General features: G+C 34.0%; 13 protein-coding genes and 1 other RNA gene. 12 read left to right on the top strand and 2 right to left on the bottom strand.

The annotated features are described in order from the left end of the window. From CNQ82_RS07285 to CNQ82_RS07265, 5 genes are all read left to right on the top strand, one after another. Positions 1-2,691 carry a helicase C-terminal domain-containing protein gene (locus CNQ82_RS07285; protein ID WP_123144725.1) on the top strand — a complete coding sequence of 897 codons (2,691 nt, stop codon included), beginning with the start codon at positions 1-3 and terminating at the stop codon, positions 2,689-2,691. Between the two features lie 179 nt (positions 2,692-2,870). Further along, on the top strand, positions 2,871-4,163 hold the full coding sequence (gene asnS / locus CNQ82_RS07280) for an asparagine--tRNA ligase (protein WP_123144724.1): 1,293 nt from the start codon (positions 2,871-2,873) through the stop codon (positions 4,161-4,163). 111 nt (positions 4,164-4,274) lie between these two features. Continuing rightward, positions 4,275-4,952, top strand: a complete 678-nt coding sequence (locus CNQ82_RS07275) for a DnaD domain-containing protein (RefSeq protein WP_123144723.1) — start codon at positions 4,275-4,277, stop codon at positions 4,950-4,952. Positions 4,953-4,956: 4 nt separating this feature from the next. Continuing rightward, positions 4,957-5,628, top strand: a complete 672-nt coding sequence (gene nth, locus CNQ82_RS07270) for an endonuclease III (protein WP_123144722.1) — start codon at positions 4,957-4,959, stop codon at positions 5,626-5,628. 13 nt (positions 5,629-5,641) lie between these two features. Next, positions 5,642-5,974 carry a YpoC family protein gene (locus CNQ82_RS07265; protein ID WP_123144721.1) on the top strand — a complete coding sequence of 111 codons (333 nt, stop codon included), beginning with the start codon at positions 5,642-5,644 and terminating at the stop codon, positions 5,972-5,974. Between the two features lie 44 nt (positions 5,975-6,018). Here the strand turns inward: CNQ82_RS07265 and CNQ82_RS07260 are convergent, their stop codons facing one another. Both CNQ82_RS07260 and recU read right to left on the bottom strand, forming a co-directional pair. Then, positions 6,019-8,304, bottom strand: a complete 2,286-nt coding sequence (locus CNQ82_RS07260) for a transglycosylase domain-containing protein (protein ID WP_123144720.1) — start codon at positions 8,302-8,304, stop codon at positions 6,019-6,021. Further along, positions 8,301-8,927, bottom strand: a complete 627-nt coding sequence (recU, locus tag CNQ82_RS07255) for a Holliday junction resolvase RecU (protein WP_123144719.1) — start codon at positions 8,925-8,927, stop codon at positions 8,301-8,303. Before recU ends, CNQ82_RS07260 begins: the two co-directional genes overlap by 4 nt. A 270-nt stretch (positions 8,928-9,197) precedes the next feature. Between recU and CNQ82_RS07250 the strand changes: the two genes are divergently transcribed. The 7 genes from CNQ82_RS07250 to CNQ82_RS07220 all read left to right on the top strand — a co-directional run bounded on the left by CNQ82_RS07250 (position 9,198) and on the right by CNQ82_RS07220 (position 16,705). Continuing rightward, positions 9,198-9,536, top strand: coding sequence for a DUF1798 family protein (locus tag CNQ82_RS07250; RefSeq protein ID WP_123144718.1), 339 nt, complete (start codon positions 9,198-9,200; stop codon positions 9,534-9,536). Continuing rightward, positions 9,529-10,095 carry an SLOG family protein gene (locus CNQ82_RS07245; protein ID WP_123144717.1) on the top strand — a complete coding sequence of 189 codons (567 nt, stop codon included), beginning with the start codon at positions 9,529-9,531 and terminating at the stop codon, positions 10,093-10,095. The genes CNQ82_RS07250 and CNQ82_RS07245 overlap by 8 nt, the downstream gene beginning before the upstream one ends. A 12-nt stretch (positions 10,096-10,107) precedes the next feature. Next, entirely contained in the window at positions 10,108-10,437 is a 330-nt protein-coding gene (gpsB, locus tag CNQ82_RS07240; protein WP_095105251.1) for a cell division regulator GpsB, read from the top strand. A 93-nt stretch (positions 10,438-10,530) separates the two neighbouring features. Then, positions 10,531-10,913, top strand: an RNA gene (gene rnpB, locus CNQ82_RS07235) — RNase P RNA component class B. A gap of 139 nt (positions 10,914-11,052) precedes the next feature. Then, positions 11,053-12,177 (top strand): THUMP domain-containing class I SAM-dependent RNA methyltransferase, encoded by a 1,125-nt coding sequence (locus tag CNQ82_RS07230; RefSeq protein WP_123144716.1) that lies wholly within the window; start codon positions 11,053-11,055, stop codon positions 12,175-12,177. 25 nt (positions 12,178-12,202) lie between these two features. Continuing rightward, positions 12,203-13,099, top strand: a complete 897-nt coding sequence (rarD, locus tag CNQ82_RS07225) for an EamA family transporter RarD (RefSeq protein ID WP_123144715.1) — start codon at positions 12,203-12,205, stop codon at positions 13,097-13,099. A 159-nt stretch (positions 13,100-13,258) separates the two neighbouring features. Next, positions 13,259-16,705, top strand: a complete 3,447-nt coding sequence (locus CNQ82_RS07220) for a dynamin family protein (protein ID WP_123144714.1) — start codon at positions 13,259-13,261, stop codon at positions 16,703-16,705. Position 16,706: the final 1 nt, after the last annotated feature.

Below are 16,706 nucleotides of genomic sequence, written 5' to 3'. Positions count from 1 at the left end.
GTGAGTCATACAAGTTATGCAGTGGTAGATTTAGAAACAACCGGTAATCAAAAGGATTACGATGATATCATACAAATCGGAATCACTTTTGTTAAAGACTTCGAAATTGTCGGTTCCTATCACTCGTTAATTAAAACTGACTTAGAAATACCGCCTTTTATACAGGCACTTACCTCTATTGAAGATCAGATGCTGACTCAAGCACCTTATTTTAATGAGATAGCTGAGGAAGTATACGACTTAATGAAAGATAGTGTATTCGTTGCACATAATGTAGCCTTTGATTTGACGTTCTTGAAGAGAGCTTTTAAGAGATGCAACATTTCTTATCAGCCTAGAAAAGTGATTGATACGGTAGAACTCTTTAAAGTTGCTTTTCCTACAGATAAAAGCTACCAACTTAGTGAGTTAGCAGAATATCATGATATACCGCTAGAGAATGCGCATCGAGCTGATGAAGATGCTGCTACAACTGCTAAATTGATGATTAAAGCATTTGAAGTGTTGTATGATTTGCCAACTGATACCTTGAAACAACTTTATTACCTCAGTAAAGATTTAAAATATCAGTTGCATGATGTCATATTCGAAATGGTGCGCCAAAGAGAGACGCAACCATTAGGTAAGGAATTTGACCAATTTGAGCAAATTATTTATAAGAAACAAAAAGATTTAAAGTCGCCGTCAGTTGACTTTGAAGGTTCAACTGAAACTTTTTATAATAGGGTGATTGAAGCCTTAGGTTACACTTTCCGTCCTCAACAGTTATATTTGGCTGAAACGATATTAGATCAGCTGATGCATAGTGAAAAAGCACTGATAGAAGCACCTCTAGGTTCAGGTAAATCATTAGCCTATTTAATAGCAGCATTGATGTACAATATTGAAACAAAACAACATGTGATGATTTCAACTAATACAAAGTTATTGCAAAATCAGTTATTGGAACAAGACATTCCGACACTTGAACAAGTATTAGGATACCGTATTAATGCTGCAATTATTAAAAGCAGAAAAGATTATATTTCTTTAGGTTTAATCAGTCAAATTCTAAAAGATGAAACACAAAATTATGATGTTTCACTATTAAAAATGGAATTACTAGTGTGGATTACCCAAACAGAAACAGGAGATATTCAAGAATTGAATCTCAAGGGCGGACAAAAGATGTATTTAGAACAAAAAGCAGAAACTTATGTACCTGTTCGTAATGATATCCATTACTATAATTTCTTAAAAAGAAATGCTCAAAATATTCAAATCGGTATTACCAATCATGCACATTTAATTCACGCTTCACAAGAAAATAAGATTTATCAATTATTTGAAGATTGTATAGTAGATGAAGCACATCGCTTACCTGATTATGCTTTAGATCAAGTAACTAATGAATTGAGTTACTCTGATATTAAATATCAATTAGGTCTTATTGGTAAAACTGAAAATGAAAAATTATTAAAAGCAGTAGATAATTTAGAACAAAAACGGATTCTAGAAAGATTAGATATCCCACCGATTGATATTTTCGGATTAAAGAATGCTATCAACGACATTCACGAACTTAATGAAAAACTGTTTACAACTATCTTTGATATCATTCATGATTCAGATATTCATGATGATGATAATCATAAAATACATTTTGTGAACGATTTTGATACTGCACCAATTTTAAAAGATATCCATGAAATTATTCACAGCCTTAATTTAACACTAGAATATTTTAATGGAATGAGTCATAAAACAATTAAATCTATTCGCAAACATCTCTTATATTTAAATGATCATTTTCGTGCCATCGAACAGAGTCTGAAAGACGACCATACTTGTTTCTTATCTATTAAAAACTTAGAACAAAAATCAACAATTACAATTTATGTTAAAGATTATAAAGTAAGAGAAATATTAACAGAACGTATATTAGATAAATTCAATGCGCTTACCTTTATTTCTGGCACCCTTACATTTAATCGCTCATTTGATTCATTTAAAAATTGGTTTAAAGAAGATGAACACTTTAATACCTTTATTATCGATGACGTCGTTAAAAACGATAATAAGGCAACTATATTCATTCCAAGTGATGTAGCACCTTATCACTATAAGGATGTAGAGAAATATGAGCATGCGATTGTGAGTTATATCAGTGAGTATGTGAATGAAACACAATCTAAGTGTTTAGTGCTCTTTACAAGTTACAAAATGATGTATCACGTACAAGAACTGCTGAATGAATTACCTGATTTTGAAGATTATATTATTCTTTCACAACAAAACAATAATCAAAATTATAAAATTGCCCAGCAGTTCAATAATTTTGATAAATCGATTTTACTAGGTACCGGTACTTTCTTCGAAGGCTTTGATTTTCAAGGAGAAGGCATTAAATGTGTGATGATAGCGAAGTTGCCGTTTATGAATCAAAACAACACTAAATATTGGCTTATGGATTCTGAATTTGTTTCAACTTTTAAAGACTATGTATTACCAGATGCGGTGATTCGTTTTAGACAAGGCTTAGGCCGTTTAATTAGAAATGAACAAGATAAAGGTATTGTGGTGTCTTTTGATGACCGTTTGATAAAAAGCAATTATCAACACTTTTTCACTCAAGCCTTAGAATCATTTAAAAAAGTGAATGGCAACATTCAACAATTCGGCAAAATTTTAAAGAAATTAAAAGCTCAGTAAAAATTAGCAACTAGCAGTAATGGCATAATTTTGATAAAATAAGGTCGGGTTTGAATTAATAAAACGTAGAATGAAAGGGAACAGAAATAATATTGAATTGAAATTATTTCATTGTCCCGAGATAAAGTTCTATAATTAAAGAGCTTAAAATAATACAAATGAAGTATAGGAGTTTGGTTATGAAGACTACAATTAAAGATGCTAAGAATCATATCGGCCAAGAAGTCACTATTGGTGCTTGGCTGCATAATAAACGCTCTAGCGGTAAGATTGCATTCTTACAACTGCGTGACGGTACAGGATTCATGCAAGGCGTAGTAGTAAAATCAGAAGTCGATGAAGAAACATTTGCTACTGCTAAAAATATTACTCAAGAATCTTCACTTTACGTGACAGGTACCATTTCAGAGGATAATCGCTCAGATTTAGGCTATGAAATGCAAGTCAAATCAATTGAGGTCATTCAAGAAGCACATGATTATCCGATTACACCAAAAAATCACGGTACTGAATTCTTAATGGATCATCGTCATTTATGGTTACGTTCAAAAAAACAACATGCAGTAATGAAAATTCGTAATGAAATTATTCGTGCCACTTATGAATTTTTCCATGGCACTGGTTTCGTAAAAATTGATCCGCCAATTTTAACAGCAAGTGCACCAGAAGGTACAAGTGAATTATTCCATACAAAATACTTTGATGAAGATGCTTTCTTATCTCAAAGTGGACAATTATACCTTGAAGCTGCAGCTATGGCTTATGGCAAAGTTTTCTCATTCGGACCGACTTTCCGTGCAGAGAAATCTAAAACTCGTCGTCACTTAATCGAATTTTGGATGATTGAAGGCGAAATGGCATTCTATGAACATGCTGACAGTTTAGAAGTCCAAGAACAATATGTTACACATGTCGTTCAATCTGTACTTAAAAATTGCGAACTTGAATTGAAAATTTTAGACAGAGATACTTCTAAATTAGAAAAAGTTCAAACACCATTCCCACGTATTTCTTACGATGATGCCATTGAATACTTGAAAGAACAAGGCTTCGATGATATCGAATGGGGCGAAGATTTTGGTGCACCACATGAAACAGCAATTGCTAATCATTTTGATTTGCCTGTTTTCATCACAAATTATCCAACTAAAATCAAACCATTCTATATGCAACCAAATCCTGAAAATGAGGATACTGTATTGTGTGCAGATTTGATTGCTCCAGAAGGTTATGGTGAAATTATTGGCGGTTCAGAACGTATTAACGATTTAGATTTATTAGAACAACGTATTGAAGAGCACCAATTAGATCGTGAAAGTTACAACTATTATTTAGATTTGCGTCGTTACGGTTCAGTGCCGCATAGTGGTTTCGGTTTAGGTTTAGAAAGAACAGTGGCATGGATTTCTGGCGTTGAACACGTTAGAGAAACTGCACCATTCCCACGTTTATTAAATCGTTTGTACCCATAATATCTAATAGTTAAATATAAATTATATAACGGTCCAGTCAAATGATATATCTATAAGTCATTCGACTGGACTCTTTTAAATAGATGAAAAATCTAGAAAGGGGAAGCGTATTTGAATATTGATTTTTTAAGAAAACGACCTGTCGTTATCAGAAGAGAGCTGTTGGATCATTATTATGAACTAGGTCTGACTGAAACAGATTTAGTCATATTATTAAAGTTAATTTATGAAAATGAACATTCAAATAAACAACCTTCTATTCAGTACTTAAGTCAAGGTACAACGATGAAAGAACGTGAAATTACTACTGTAATTCAGCATTTAATTCAACTTGGGCTGTTCAATCTTACCGTACAAAAGGATGAAGACGGAAGATTTGCAGAATTTATGGACTTAGAGGGTTTTTATCAAGCATTTAATAAAATACTGCAAGCGCAAGAGTTAAATGATAAACAAAACGATGATAAGGAAGCTTTCAAAGAGCTGTTTCAATTTATTGAACAATCTTTCGGAAGACCACTTTCACCAATTGAAATTGATACTTTAAATCAATGGATAGACGTGGATAAACACGATATATCAGTCATACAAGCAGCCGTAAATGAAGCTTTAAGTCTAGATAAAGTTAACTTCAAGTATATCGACCGTATCCTTCTGAACTGGAAAAAACATAATGTCAAAACCGTAGATGATTCTAAAAAAATCAGCCAGCAATATACTACACCTCAGATGAAGCATACCGTGAAAAATATCCCTAAATTTGACTGGTTGAATGGAGAGGGGAATTAAATGTATGTTAAGCAAGAAAAAAGCTTTAAGTATGATAGATGTCATCGCTGACATGTTTCCTGATGCAGAATGCGAATTAAAGCATAACAATCCCTTTGAATTAACTATAGCTGTATTGTTATCTGCGCAGTGTACTGATGTGCTAGTCAATAAAGTCACAGCTCATTTATTTAAAAAGTATCAAACTCCTCAAGACTACCTAGATGTGAATCTTAATGAATTAGAACAAGACATCCGCTCAATTGGTTTATACCGTAATAAAGCTAAGAATATACAAAAACTTTGTCGTTCCCTAATTGATAAATTTGATGGCAAAATTCCGCACAACCGAACTGACTTAGAAAGTTTAGCGGGTGTAGGGAGAAAGACGGCAAATGTAGTGATGAGTGTGGCATTCGGCGAACCCGCTTTAGCAGTGGATACTCATGTTGAAAGAGTTTCTAAGAGATTAGGTATTTGTCGCTGGAAAGATAGTGTGAAAGAAGTTGAAAACAGACTTTGTTCTATTATACCTAAAGATAGATGGACCAAGAGCCATCATCAACTCATATTTTTTGGGCGTTATCATTGTTTAGCACGCGCTCCTAAATGTGATGTTTGTCCGTTATTCGATGATTGTAGAGAAGGGCAAAAACGTTATAGACAAAAAATTAAGCAAGAAGCTGCTCAATCATAGGGGGGAAATGCTAATGATTACAAAAGCTGACTTCGAAGAAAAAGAAGTGATTTTGGATCAGATTGCTAAAAATAAAAAATTGACTTCTCCGGAAGGGAAAAGCCAACTCGATGATTACTTAGATTTAATTCAAAATTACTTCTGTCAAATTAATAATATTTCGGTTATTAATTTTGAAGAAATTGAAAATTATCCGATTGTGCCTATTAATTTCAAAGAACGTTTTGATTATATACAAGAACGTCGTCACCATTTTATGGGATACCGTCAAATGAAAACTTTAGTTTCGGAACTGATTAAAATGAATGCCGCCTACAAAGTAAGACAATCACATCGTAAGCAATAAAAAAGTGCAGTGCTAGATTTTCAACTAGCTACTGCACTTTTTTGTTATGAAGCTTTATTATTGAAAATTGCATTAAGGTTAAAGAATTTTGTTAATGCATTTCCACCGCTTTGATTGTTATTACCTTGTTGGTTGTTGCCTTGTTGACTATTGCCTTGGCCGCTATTGTTACCTTGTCGGTTGTTATTGCCTTGGCCATTGTTATTACCTTGCTGACTTGAATTATTACTGCTGCCACTTGAGTTGCCTCCAACAGAACCATTACTATTGACTTTTCTGCCAGTAGTATCATTGTCTGGATGGCCTGCAACAGATAAATTTTCTTTGCTTGATCCATCAACAGATGATGGTTTTTTGAAGTCTGCTCCGTCTCGTGGACTGATATCAGACATTACATCTTCAAGCAAGTATTGAGGATATTCTTGTTCGCTGTGACCAACAAATGAATTTTCACCATAATCTTTTACTTTATTGAAGCCCATCCATACTGACATTGAGTATTTAGGAGTGAAACCATTAATCCAAACATCTTTCGCTGCATCATCAGGCAAGTTGTATTGTTGGTAAGCTTCGCTGCCGTAAGTACCAGTACCAGTCTTAGCTGCAAGGTTAACACCTGAAACGCCGTGTCCATATGCAGAACCCCAAGCTTCAAATGTACCTTTCAAGACTTCAGAAAGCATATATGCTGTATAATCTTGCATTGCTTTATGATGTTTCCAATCAAATTCTGTTGTAGCACCATCTTGATCTACAACTTTTGTAATTGCATGTGCTTGGTTATATTCACCGCCATTAGCTAATGCTGCAAAGGCTGAAGCTAAATCGGTAGGTGAGAATTCAGATGATGAACCACCAAGTACTTCAGAAGGTCCGATTTCACCTTTGTAATCAAGACCAACTTTTTTAGCAAAGTTCTTAGGTGCATCGCCACCAGCATCTTGTTTCGTTTGTTGCCAAGCTTTAAGCGCTGGAATGTTGAAACTTTGTCTTAAAGCGTCATACATAGATACAACACCATGGCTCTTCGTATCATAGTTTCGGAATGTAGTGCCGTCAACCATATATTCTGATTCATCTTGGATAGCGTGGTTTGTAGCCCATTGCATATTTTCAATAGCTGGACCATATGCTAAGAATGGTTTTAATGATGAACCAGTAGGGTGAGCGTCAGTAGCTAAGTTTCTATCAACGACGTCTTTAAAGTTTCTGCCACCTGAAATGGCTACCAGGCCACCATTTTTACTGTCTACGATGGTAGAACCGACTTGTTGGTCATCATTTTTGTAATAATTACCATTATTAATATGGTCTTGCAATGATTTTTGAACACTAGCATCCATATTAGTGTAAATTTTTACACCACTATTTAATATGTCGCCCAAGTTTTTATCTTTATACTTAGGATGAGCCATTAGTTCTGTTTTCACAAAGTTAACATATGAATCCATTTCTGGATCTTTGTCATCAGCCTTAATAGCACGTTGGTCAGCATTACGTTTTACAAGATTTTTCTCGATTGGAGTATCTTGTGCTTTTTCCATTTCTGCTTTAGTAATTCTATGGTGGTAATGCATTAAGTATAATACTGTATCTTTACGTGATTCCGCTTCTTTAGGATGATCATACACATTATACAAGTTAGGTACTTGCGGTAAACCAGCTAAATATGCTTCTTCAGGAAGACTTAAATCTTTCAAGTCTTTATCGAAGTAATATTTTGCAGCTGCTTTAACACCATACACACCATCAGAATAATAGATTTTATTTAAGTAAATCTGGAAAATGTCGTCTTTACTGTATTCTTGTTCAAGACGATAAGATAAGTATGCTTCTTGCGCTTTACGTCCAATAGATTTTTGATCTGTTAAGAACGAACGTTTAACAACTTGTTGTGTCAAAGTTGAAGCCCCTTGTGAACCGAAACCACCAGTAATATTCTTACCTACAGCTCCGAACAGACGTTTATAGTCTAGAGCGCCATGGTGATAGAAACGGTTATCTTCGGTTGCCAACACTGCGTCTTTCATATGTTGCGGAACATCTTTCAGTTCGACGTGAGCACGTCTTTGACCGTTATCAAGCGTTTTAACAAGATCTCCATTTTTGTCGTAAATTTTTGCTGGAATCGGGTCTTTTAATTTCGCATCTGTAAAAGCAGGTGCTTTCCAAGCATAATATGCAAATAAAAGAACGCCAATTAATGCTAAAACGATAAAGGCAATAAGTATAAAGCCGATAATCTTGATGATTGTCCTTTTAATACTTTTATTCTGTTTTTTACCGGACTTGCTATTATTCGAATTAGCAGTCCCTTTTCTTTCCGTCATACGCGGTCCTCACTTTCATCTAATATCAACTTATCAACGGCTTTGAGATAATTCAAACGTGGTTGATACTGATAAGGAATATGGTAACCATTTTTTCTGATTTCTTCAACTGTAATAGATTTCTTGATATCTTGCTGTGCTCTTTTCCAGAAATATTCAAATGGTACATATGGTAATAGATACACTTCATCTAAAGTTTTGAAACGTATCAATAAGAAGGTAATGCCTTTTTGTTCATATACCGACTTCATATGCTTCACTTGATGCTCATGTATATTCTTTAAAGGAAAAGAAGTTTTATTTTTAGTTTCTTTTGCTTCGAAATCAATATAATAGCCATTATATACGCCATTATAATCAGTTGTAGAAGGTGTTCGGAAATAAGCTTCTTTGATGACTGCTTTACTGCGTTTTGGATAAGAAACGTCCACAATTTGGACGGGTGTCGGTTTCTTATGAATCACAGCTTTTCCTATCGAAAGGTAGTAATCATTGGATATTTCAATTTCCTTTTCCAAAGTCATCCCGCGACCACCATATTTGATTTTACTCGACTGATGGTTGTTTGTGCGTCCAACTTTAGTCTTATTTGTATTAAATGGCTTACCATTCGGATAATTCATTTTTTTCACCACACTACAGGTTTCTAAAACCGTAATTATTATACAGTACTCACAGTTTTATGCAAACTCTGTGAATATATTTATATACTAAGATTGAAATATACTTCTAGTAATTTTTTAATCATTAGAAGATATCCAACCTCTTTCGTATACATTTTATTTTAACGTTAAATCTGCCATTACACAAACTCAAGCCTATCATCACTAGGGTTTGCAAAAATGACGTTCAAAACGCATTGTGATAAATTATTGTTATAGGAGGAATAGAGGATGTACACAATTATCCAGCAGTTGATCCAATATACTCAAACGATGAAAGAACGCTACCAGCTAGCACGTGAGGGAACTCAGTATTCTTTTCACCAAGATGTTGTACCTTTTACTAAAGAAATTGACAATTTGATTTCTCAATTAAATGGAAAGGCTGAGTATGTCATTGCGCTTCCTTATATGAATAATAAGAAATATCATATATTGATACAAAATATTGAAAAACTTTCTGTAGAATGTCACTATGCTAAAACCAGCAGAAAAATCTTTATGGAAAAATTGAAAAGTGTGAAATACGATTTAAAATATATTAAGGAAAGTGAAACGCAATATGGTTAAAACTGCCTATATTACAGGATATAAATCTTACGAATTAAATATATTTAAAGAGGATGCACCTGAAATAAAATATTTAAAAGCCTTTATTGAAAATAAGATTAAAACTTTGATTGAAGAAGGCTTAGAATGGGTATTAATACAAGGTCAATTAGGCATTGAATTGTGGGCAGCTGAAGTTGTCATCGCGTTAAAAAAAGAATACCCTGAGTTGAAACTAGGGGTCATCCCACCTTTTCAAAACCATACTGAACGGTGGAATGAACAAAATCAATTACAATATCAACAAATTACAGCACACGCGGATTTTATAGATACTGTTCACCATGCCCCATATGAAGGACCTTATCAGTTTAAACAAACTGATTTGTTTATGTTGGAACACTCTGATATAACAGTATTGTTATATGACGAAGAACAAGAGGCGAGTCCTAAGTTCTTCAAGCGAATGTTAGTTGATTTTGCAGAACAAACAAATTATACTTGTGATATTGTAACATTTGATGAAATAAATGTTTTCATCAATGATTTGCAGTGGTCAGAAGAAGAAAGTTTCGAATGAGGTGGAGAAAAAATGGCAGATGTATCTTTAAAATTATCAGCGAAAGATATTTATGAAAAAGATTTCGAAAAAACTCTTGCCCGAGGCTATAGAAGGGAAGAAGTAGATGCATTCCTAGATGACATCATTGCAGACTATCAAAAAATGGCTGACTTAGATAGTGAAGTCGTTAAATTAAATGAAGAGAACCATAAGTTGAAGAAAGAACTTGAAGAACTGCGTTTACGTGTAGCAACTTCTAGACCACAAGAAAACAAGAATTTTTCATCAAATGGCAGTACGAATAATGTGGATATACTTAAACGCATTTCTAATTTGGAAAAGGCAGTATTCGGCAAATAAATCTCAAAGCATTTATTTCATAATCTGAATACTTTATCTATTTAAGATTGCCTTTACCTTGATACTTCAACCGTGTTATAATTTTAAGAGTGATATTTCGGGTAATCGCTATAGCGATATAGAGGAAAGTCCATGCTCACACAATCTGAGATTGATTGTAGTGTTCGTGCTTGATGAAACAATAAGTCAAGGCAATATGACGGCAGCGAAATAACCTAAGTCTTCAAGATAAGGTTAAAATAGCTTGAAAGTGCCACAGTGACGTAGCTTTTGCAGAAATGTAAAAGGTGGAACGCGGTAAACCCCTCGAGTGAGCAATCCAAATTTGGTAGGAGCACTTGTTTAGCGGAATTCAACGTATAAACAAGGAAATGACCGTGCATAAATCGGTATTTCAGACAGATGGTTACCACCAGCGTACCAGTGCATACTAGTGCACGTGATGAGTACTAAGGTACAGAACATGGCTTATAGAGATATCATTGCTAGTTTAGCTCTCCTGTGCAGGAGAGCTTTTTTAATTTGAGTTAAAAAAGTGGAATCATTCCACATAAACAGGTTAATCTCTGCTACAATTGTTAAGTAAACAAGATAGAGAAGGAAGGGAAAACGCACATGTATCAATTATTAGCTGTCTGCCCAATGGGTTTAGAATCAGTTGTATCTAAAGAAGTGAATGAACTTGGTTATGATACAGAAGTTGAAAACGGCAGAATATTTTATGAAGGTGATGAAACAGCTATTGCTAAAAGTAATCTCTGGTTACGTACTTCCGATAGAGTTCGTCTAGTAATGGGGCGCTTTAAAGCAACTGAATTTGATTCACTGTTTGAACAAACTAAAAGTATACCTTGGGAAACAATTATCCCTGTAGACGGCAATTTTCCTGTACAAGGACGTAGTGTCAAATCTACTTTGCATAGCGTTCCAGACGTGCAAGCAATTGTTAAAAAAGCAATTGTAGAACGCTTGAAAGATGCATATTCACACAAAGGATGGTTAGACGAAACAGGTGCTAAATATCCAGTGGAAGTCGCAATTCACAAAGATCAAGTGTTATTAACTATTGATACTTCAGGTTCAGGATTGAATAGACGCGGCTATCGTTTAGCGCAAGGTGAGGCACCAATTAAAGAAACCTTAGCAGCAGCTATGATTCGTTTGGCTAACTGGAACGGCAATACGCCATTAATTGACCCGTTTTGCGGTTCAGGTACAATTGCAATCGAAGCATGTTTGATTGCTCAGAACATTGCGCCTGGCTTTAACCGAAGCTTTGTCTCAGAATCATGGGACATCATGCCAGATGGTTTATATGACCAATTACGCGATGAAGCAGATCAACAAGCTGATTACGACAAAGAAGTAGAAGTTTATTCTTATGATATCGATCCTGAGATGATTGAAATCGCAAAGCGTAATGCAGATGAAGTCGGTTTAGGTGAAATGATTCATTTCGAAGTAAAAGATGTCAATACTTTAGACATCCATACCGATCAACCTATTGCTTTAATTGGTAACCCGCCATACGGTGAACGTATTGGTGATCGTGATGAGGTTGAAGAAATGTATCGCTATCTTGGAAAGTTAATGAAAGAACATCCCAACTTATCTGAATATATTTTAACAAGCAACAAAGAGTTTGAATTTTTAACTCAGCGTAAAGCAACAAAACGCAGAAAATTATTCAATGGCTATATTGAATGTACTTACTATCAATATTGGGCAAATAAAAAATAAATACAACTGAATAGGAGGATAAAAATTGAATCAAGAATTTAAGCGTGGGGTAATTTATTCCTTAATCGCCTACATTTTATGGGGAACTCTTCCTATTTACTGGTCATTACTCAATGATATTGGTCCATTTGAGATTCTTGCTTATAGAATCATCTTATCTATGATATTTATGGTCGTTTTAATCATTGCCATAGGTAAATACTCTCAATTTGTAAATAGCATTAAATTATTAACAATGAAACAACTGATAGCTCTGACGGCAGCAGGTTATATTATTACGATTAATTGGGGGACTTTTATTTGGGCTGTCAATAATAATCATGTATTACAATCCAGTTTAGGCTACTATATTAATCCTTTAGTCAGCATCGTCTTGGCCATGATCTTTTTAAAAGAACGTTTTAATAAAATGGAATGGTTGGCTATCATACTTGCTGTTATCGGCGTATTATATATGACTATCCGAATCGGGGAGTTTCCAATCGTATCAATACTATTGGCATTATCCTTTGGATTCTATGGACTATTGAAAAAAATAGTACCTATAGACGCGCTCAGCAGTATTACTTACGAATGTATCGTGACTACACCTGCTGCGATAATATATATCATTTATCTTTGGACAACGCATCAATCATCAGTCGGATTCAATATGCCGACATTATGGTTAGTGTTCTCAGGCGCCATCACAGCTATACCGCTTATCAGCTTCTCAGCAGGCGCACGTAGAATACCATTATCTTTAATGGGATTCATTCAATATATAGGCCCGACATTAATGTTTATACTCGGTATCTTCGTCTACAAAGAACCATTTAATACCAACCAATTAATTACCTTTATCTTTATTTGGGCAGGTATTATCATTTATTGTATTTCTAGATATATTCAAATGAAAAAAGATAAAAATCCAGCGGTATAATGCACTTCGAGAGAGTGGGATCGAAATAATAGTTATTAAAATTATTTCGTCGTCCACTCTCTTTTTATTTTTAAGCACAGCCGAAATAATTATCCTTTAGAGTCTGTCTCATTTGTTATACAATTAATACAACGTTATTGAAAAAGGGGAACAACATATATGTCTAGTACGAACCAATTAGATATTTTATATAAATTAAAAAAAGAAGTAGAAAAGTCTAACCACGAAGATTTAGTACATATCATTAATCAAGTGATTAAAAAAGTATATTTAAATCAATTTACACTCACTTTTGTGGGGCACTTTTCAGCAGGGAAGTCTACACTCATCAATCTTTTATTAGAACAGGAGATTTTGCCAAGCTCTCCAGTGCCTACAACTAGTAATACAGCGATTGTCTCTGTAGCAGATGAGAGTGAGATTATCGCTAATTTAGAAGGCCAAAAATATACAAGGTTGAGCGACTACGAAGAAGTGAAACAATTAAACAGACAAAATGGGGATGTTGAGTCTGTCGAAATTAAATTTGAATCCGATAAATTCAATAAAGGCTTCACGCTACAAGATACACCTGGAGTAGACTCCAATGTATCCATGCACCAAGCTTCAACAGAACAATTTATGTTTACCAGTAATATTGTTTTCTATACAGTAGATTATAATCACGTTCAATCTGCAATGAACTTTCAATTTATGAAACGCCTTAATCATGCAGGCATTCCAGTGGTTTTTGTGATTAACCAAATTGATAAACATAATGATGAGGAATTATCCTTTAAAGATTTCAAACAAAATATCGAAAATGCTATTAATGAGTGGGATTTAGACATATTAAGAACTTTCTATGTCTCAAAATTTGATTATCCTGAAAATCAAATCAACGAACTTTCCGACTTTTTAATCGAACAAGATAACCATCGTGAGTCAATGGAAGATTACATTCAACGTATTACACAATTTATTACAGATGACCAACTCTCTTATATCCAATCAGAGATGCAAGATATATTAAGTATTCTAGATATTGAAGAAGCACAGTTTGATCAAGCTTATTTAAATTTTCAGCAAAATAAGTCAGTGAGTGAAGAAGCGCAATTACTCAACGATCCTGATAAATTATTTAACTATTTGAAGTATCAACGCAAAAAAATTCTGGATAATGCTTATCTGATGCCACATGAAATGCGTGAAAAAATTCGTGAATATTTAGAGAGTCGCGTAAAGACTTTCAAAGTCGGCGGGCTTTTTAATAAAAAGAAAAAAACTGAAGAAGAACGACAAGCGCGTCTGGATAAAGTAATGTCGGAACTGCAAGATTTAGTGAATCAGCAAGTAAGACAGCCGATGCGCGAAGACATGTCATTCTTAACACGATTCATCAACCAATCTTCAGTCAACCAAGCTATATTAAACCAGCACTATGAAATTCCCGAAAATTTAATTTCAGATTTATATCAAGAACAAATGAGTATCAGCAATCAATACGTCTTGAACTTTTGTGATGATGTCGTGAAAGCAATTCATAACTTTATTAAAAAAGATTCAGAACCATTATTAAAAGACGCTGTAAAATATGCTGAAACACAAAATATTGCAGATGAAGATGAATCAGCAGATTATGGTGAATATGAAAAATATATTAAACTGCGCGAATTGCGAGAGTCCTTAGAAACACACAACTACCAACATTATTATATTCATTTAGATGATTCTTTGGATAAACTCATTGACCGTACGGAAATTAAATATACTAAAGAGGAACTTAATCAACCTGAACGCCAAGAAAAAGCAACTAAAGAGGTTACAAATCAAGAAACAGAGGATATTGACCTGTCAGTAATCAAACAAGGTATCGACATTATCGAACCTGTACCACTTTTCCAACAAACGAAAGATGATTTAAATGCGGCGATCGATAGAATGGATCAGCAAATTGTTAAAATCGGGGTATTCGGAACATTTAGTGCAGGTAAAAGCAGCTTAATCAATGCTTTACTCGGAGATACGTATCTTGTAAGTTCGCCTAACCCTACGACAGCAGCAACAACTGAACTGTCTTATGGTGATTCAAGTGCTATAACTTTGAAGAAAGAAGAACAACTATTAGCTGAATTAAACCAACTTGTTGAATCTCAGCAATTCCACTTTGACAGCTTAAATGATTTTAAAGCTACGGATACAACTGCTTTAAAAAATTCTCTCAAAAAAGAACAATTAGCTTTCGTAAATGCAGTAAAATCTCATGTGGATTTATATCAAGATATGATAGAGAATGGTTTAACTCACGATATTAATCAAGATGAAGTTAAAAAATGGAGTGCAGAAGATGCCTATGCTGCATTTGTAGAAACTGTGCATTTAAAATTACCGATTGAATGGCTGAAAAATAAAATTATTGTAGATTCTTTAGGACTGTATTCAAATAACCAACGTCATTCAAATGAAACAGAAAAAATCCTTACATCTTCAGATTTAATATTATATGTAAGTTATTTCAATCATTCATTTACAGATAATGACAAAGCCTTTATTGAATATATGAAAGAAATGAATCAATTAAATGAAAATCAAACTTTCAAAATGGTCATTAATGCTGTAGATTTAGCAGAAACTAATAATGATTTAGAAGCAGTTGAAGATTATGTATTAGATGCATTGAACCAAGTTAATATGCCTGCAGAAATCTATTCAGTGTCTAGTCGACGCGCTTTAAAAGAAGGCGACAGCGGTCTTAACGCACTCAAAGAAAGTTTAGATTACTTTGCTTCTGTTGAATCCAAAGTAGTCTTGCAACATCAAATGAAGTCACAATTAGAACAAATCAGTCAATCCTTTACAGAGATGTCCGAGGATTACCAAAATAATCGTCAAGAAATGGAAAAACGTCAAACTAAAATACAAGAAATTGAACAACAAGGTGCTATTCCAGAAACTACTTTATCTACATCTAAGCAACATACTTATAATGAAGTTGAAGATCAAATTTATCATTTGAATGAACGCTTAAAGCTACAATTGTTTGATGAAGTTCGAACAGTTTTTAATGCACAGATAACTAAGAACAAAGACTTTGAAGATGAAAAACGTACCGCTGTCAAAACTTATTTAGAGCAAATTCATGGCAGACTCTATATGGAACAGACTTTAATTGCTGAACGCATTAAAAAATTCTTTAATCAACAACTAGAAGAACAACTGGCTCCTGTGGAAAAAAAATTAAATCACTTGCACATTTTGATTCATCCACACTTTAATATCGATATGAACAAAGATGCTATCGATACACTGCATATTGATTTTGAAGCTATGAATCAAGCATTGCCTAGAAAATTATCTAAAAAACGCTTATTGCAACCTAAAGCTCAAAAAGAAATCCAAGAAGATATCACGATGAATACTGTCGAGCTGTTGCAAGATGAAATCAATCTTTTACGTCAACAACTTGAACAACAAGTGAAATTGATGGGGCAGAGTGCTGAAACACAAATCAGTGATATTTCTGATGAAATTCATCATCAAGCTGATGAATTGCTTAAAGTGAAAATAGATACATCATTGATTAAGCAAATCGATGATGCAAATACACAACTTAAATCAATTTTATAAC

It is taken from the genome of Staphylococcus debuckii (assembly GCF_003718735.1).
GTDB lineage: Bacteria > Bacillota > Bacilli > Staphylococcales > Staphylococcaceae > Staphylococcus > Staphylococcus debuckii.
The sequence above is the reverse complement of the archived record's forward strand: the minus strand, read 5'-3'. Positions and strand labels throughout refer to the sequence as shown.

Bases quoted from the DNA above. Each gene is read 5' to 3' on its own strand.
- CNQ82_RS07250 (WP_123144718.1), top strand. From the start codon at position 9,198: ATGTACACAATTATCCAGCAGTTGATCCAATATACTCAAACGATGAAA.
- CNQ82_RS07245 (WP_123144717.1), top strand. From the start codon at position 9,529: ATGGTTAAAACTGCCTATATTACAGGATATAAATCTTACGAATTAAAT.
- recU (WP_123144719.1), bottom strand. From the start codon at position 8,927: ATGAATTATCCGAATGGTAAGCCATTTAATACAAATAAGACTAAAGTT.
- CNQ82_RS07220 (WP_123144714.1), top strand. From the start codon at position 13,259: ATGTCTAGTACGAACCAATTAGATATTTTATATAAATTAAAAAAAGAA.
- CNQ82_RS07265 (WP_123144721.1), top strand. From the start codon at position 5,642: ATGATTACAAAAGCTGACTTCGAAGAAAAAGAAGTGATTTTGGATCAG.
- CNQ82_RS07260 (WP_123144720.1), bottom strand. From the start codon at position 8,304: ATGACGGAAAGAAAAGGGACTGCTAATTCGAATAATAGCAAGTCCGGT.
- gpsB (WP_095105251.1), top strand. From the start codon at position 10,108: ATGGCAGATGTATCTTTAAAATTATCAGCGAAAGATATTTATGAAAAA.
- asnS (WP_123144724.1), top strand. From the start codon at position 2,871: ATGAAGACTACAATTAAAGATGCTAAGAATCATATCGGCCAAGAAGTC.
- nth (WP_123144722.1), top strand. From the start codon at position 4,957: ATGTTAAGCAAGAAAAAAGCTTTAAGTATGATAGATGTCATCGCTGAC.
- CNQ82_RS07230 (WP_123144716.1), top strand. From the start codon at position 11,053: ATGTATCAATTATTAGCTGTCTGCCCAATGGGTTTAGAATCAGTTGTA.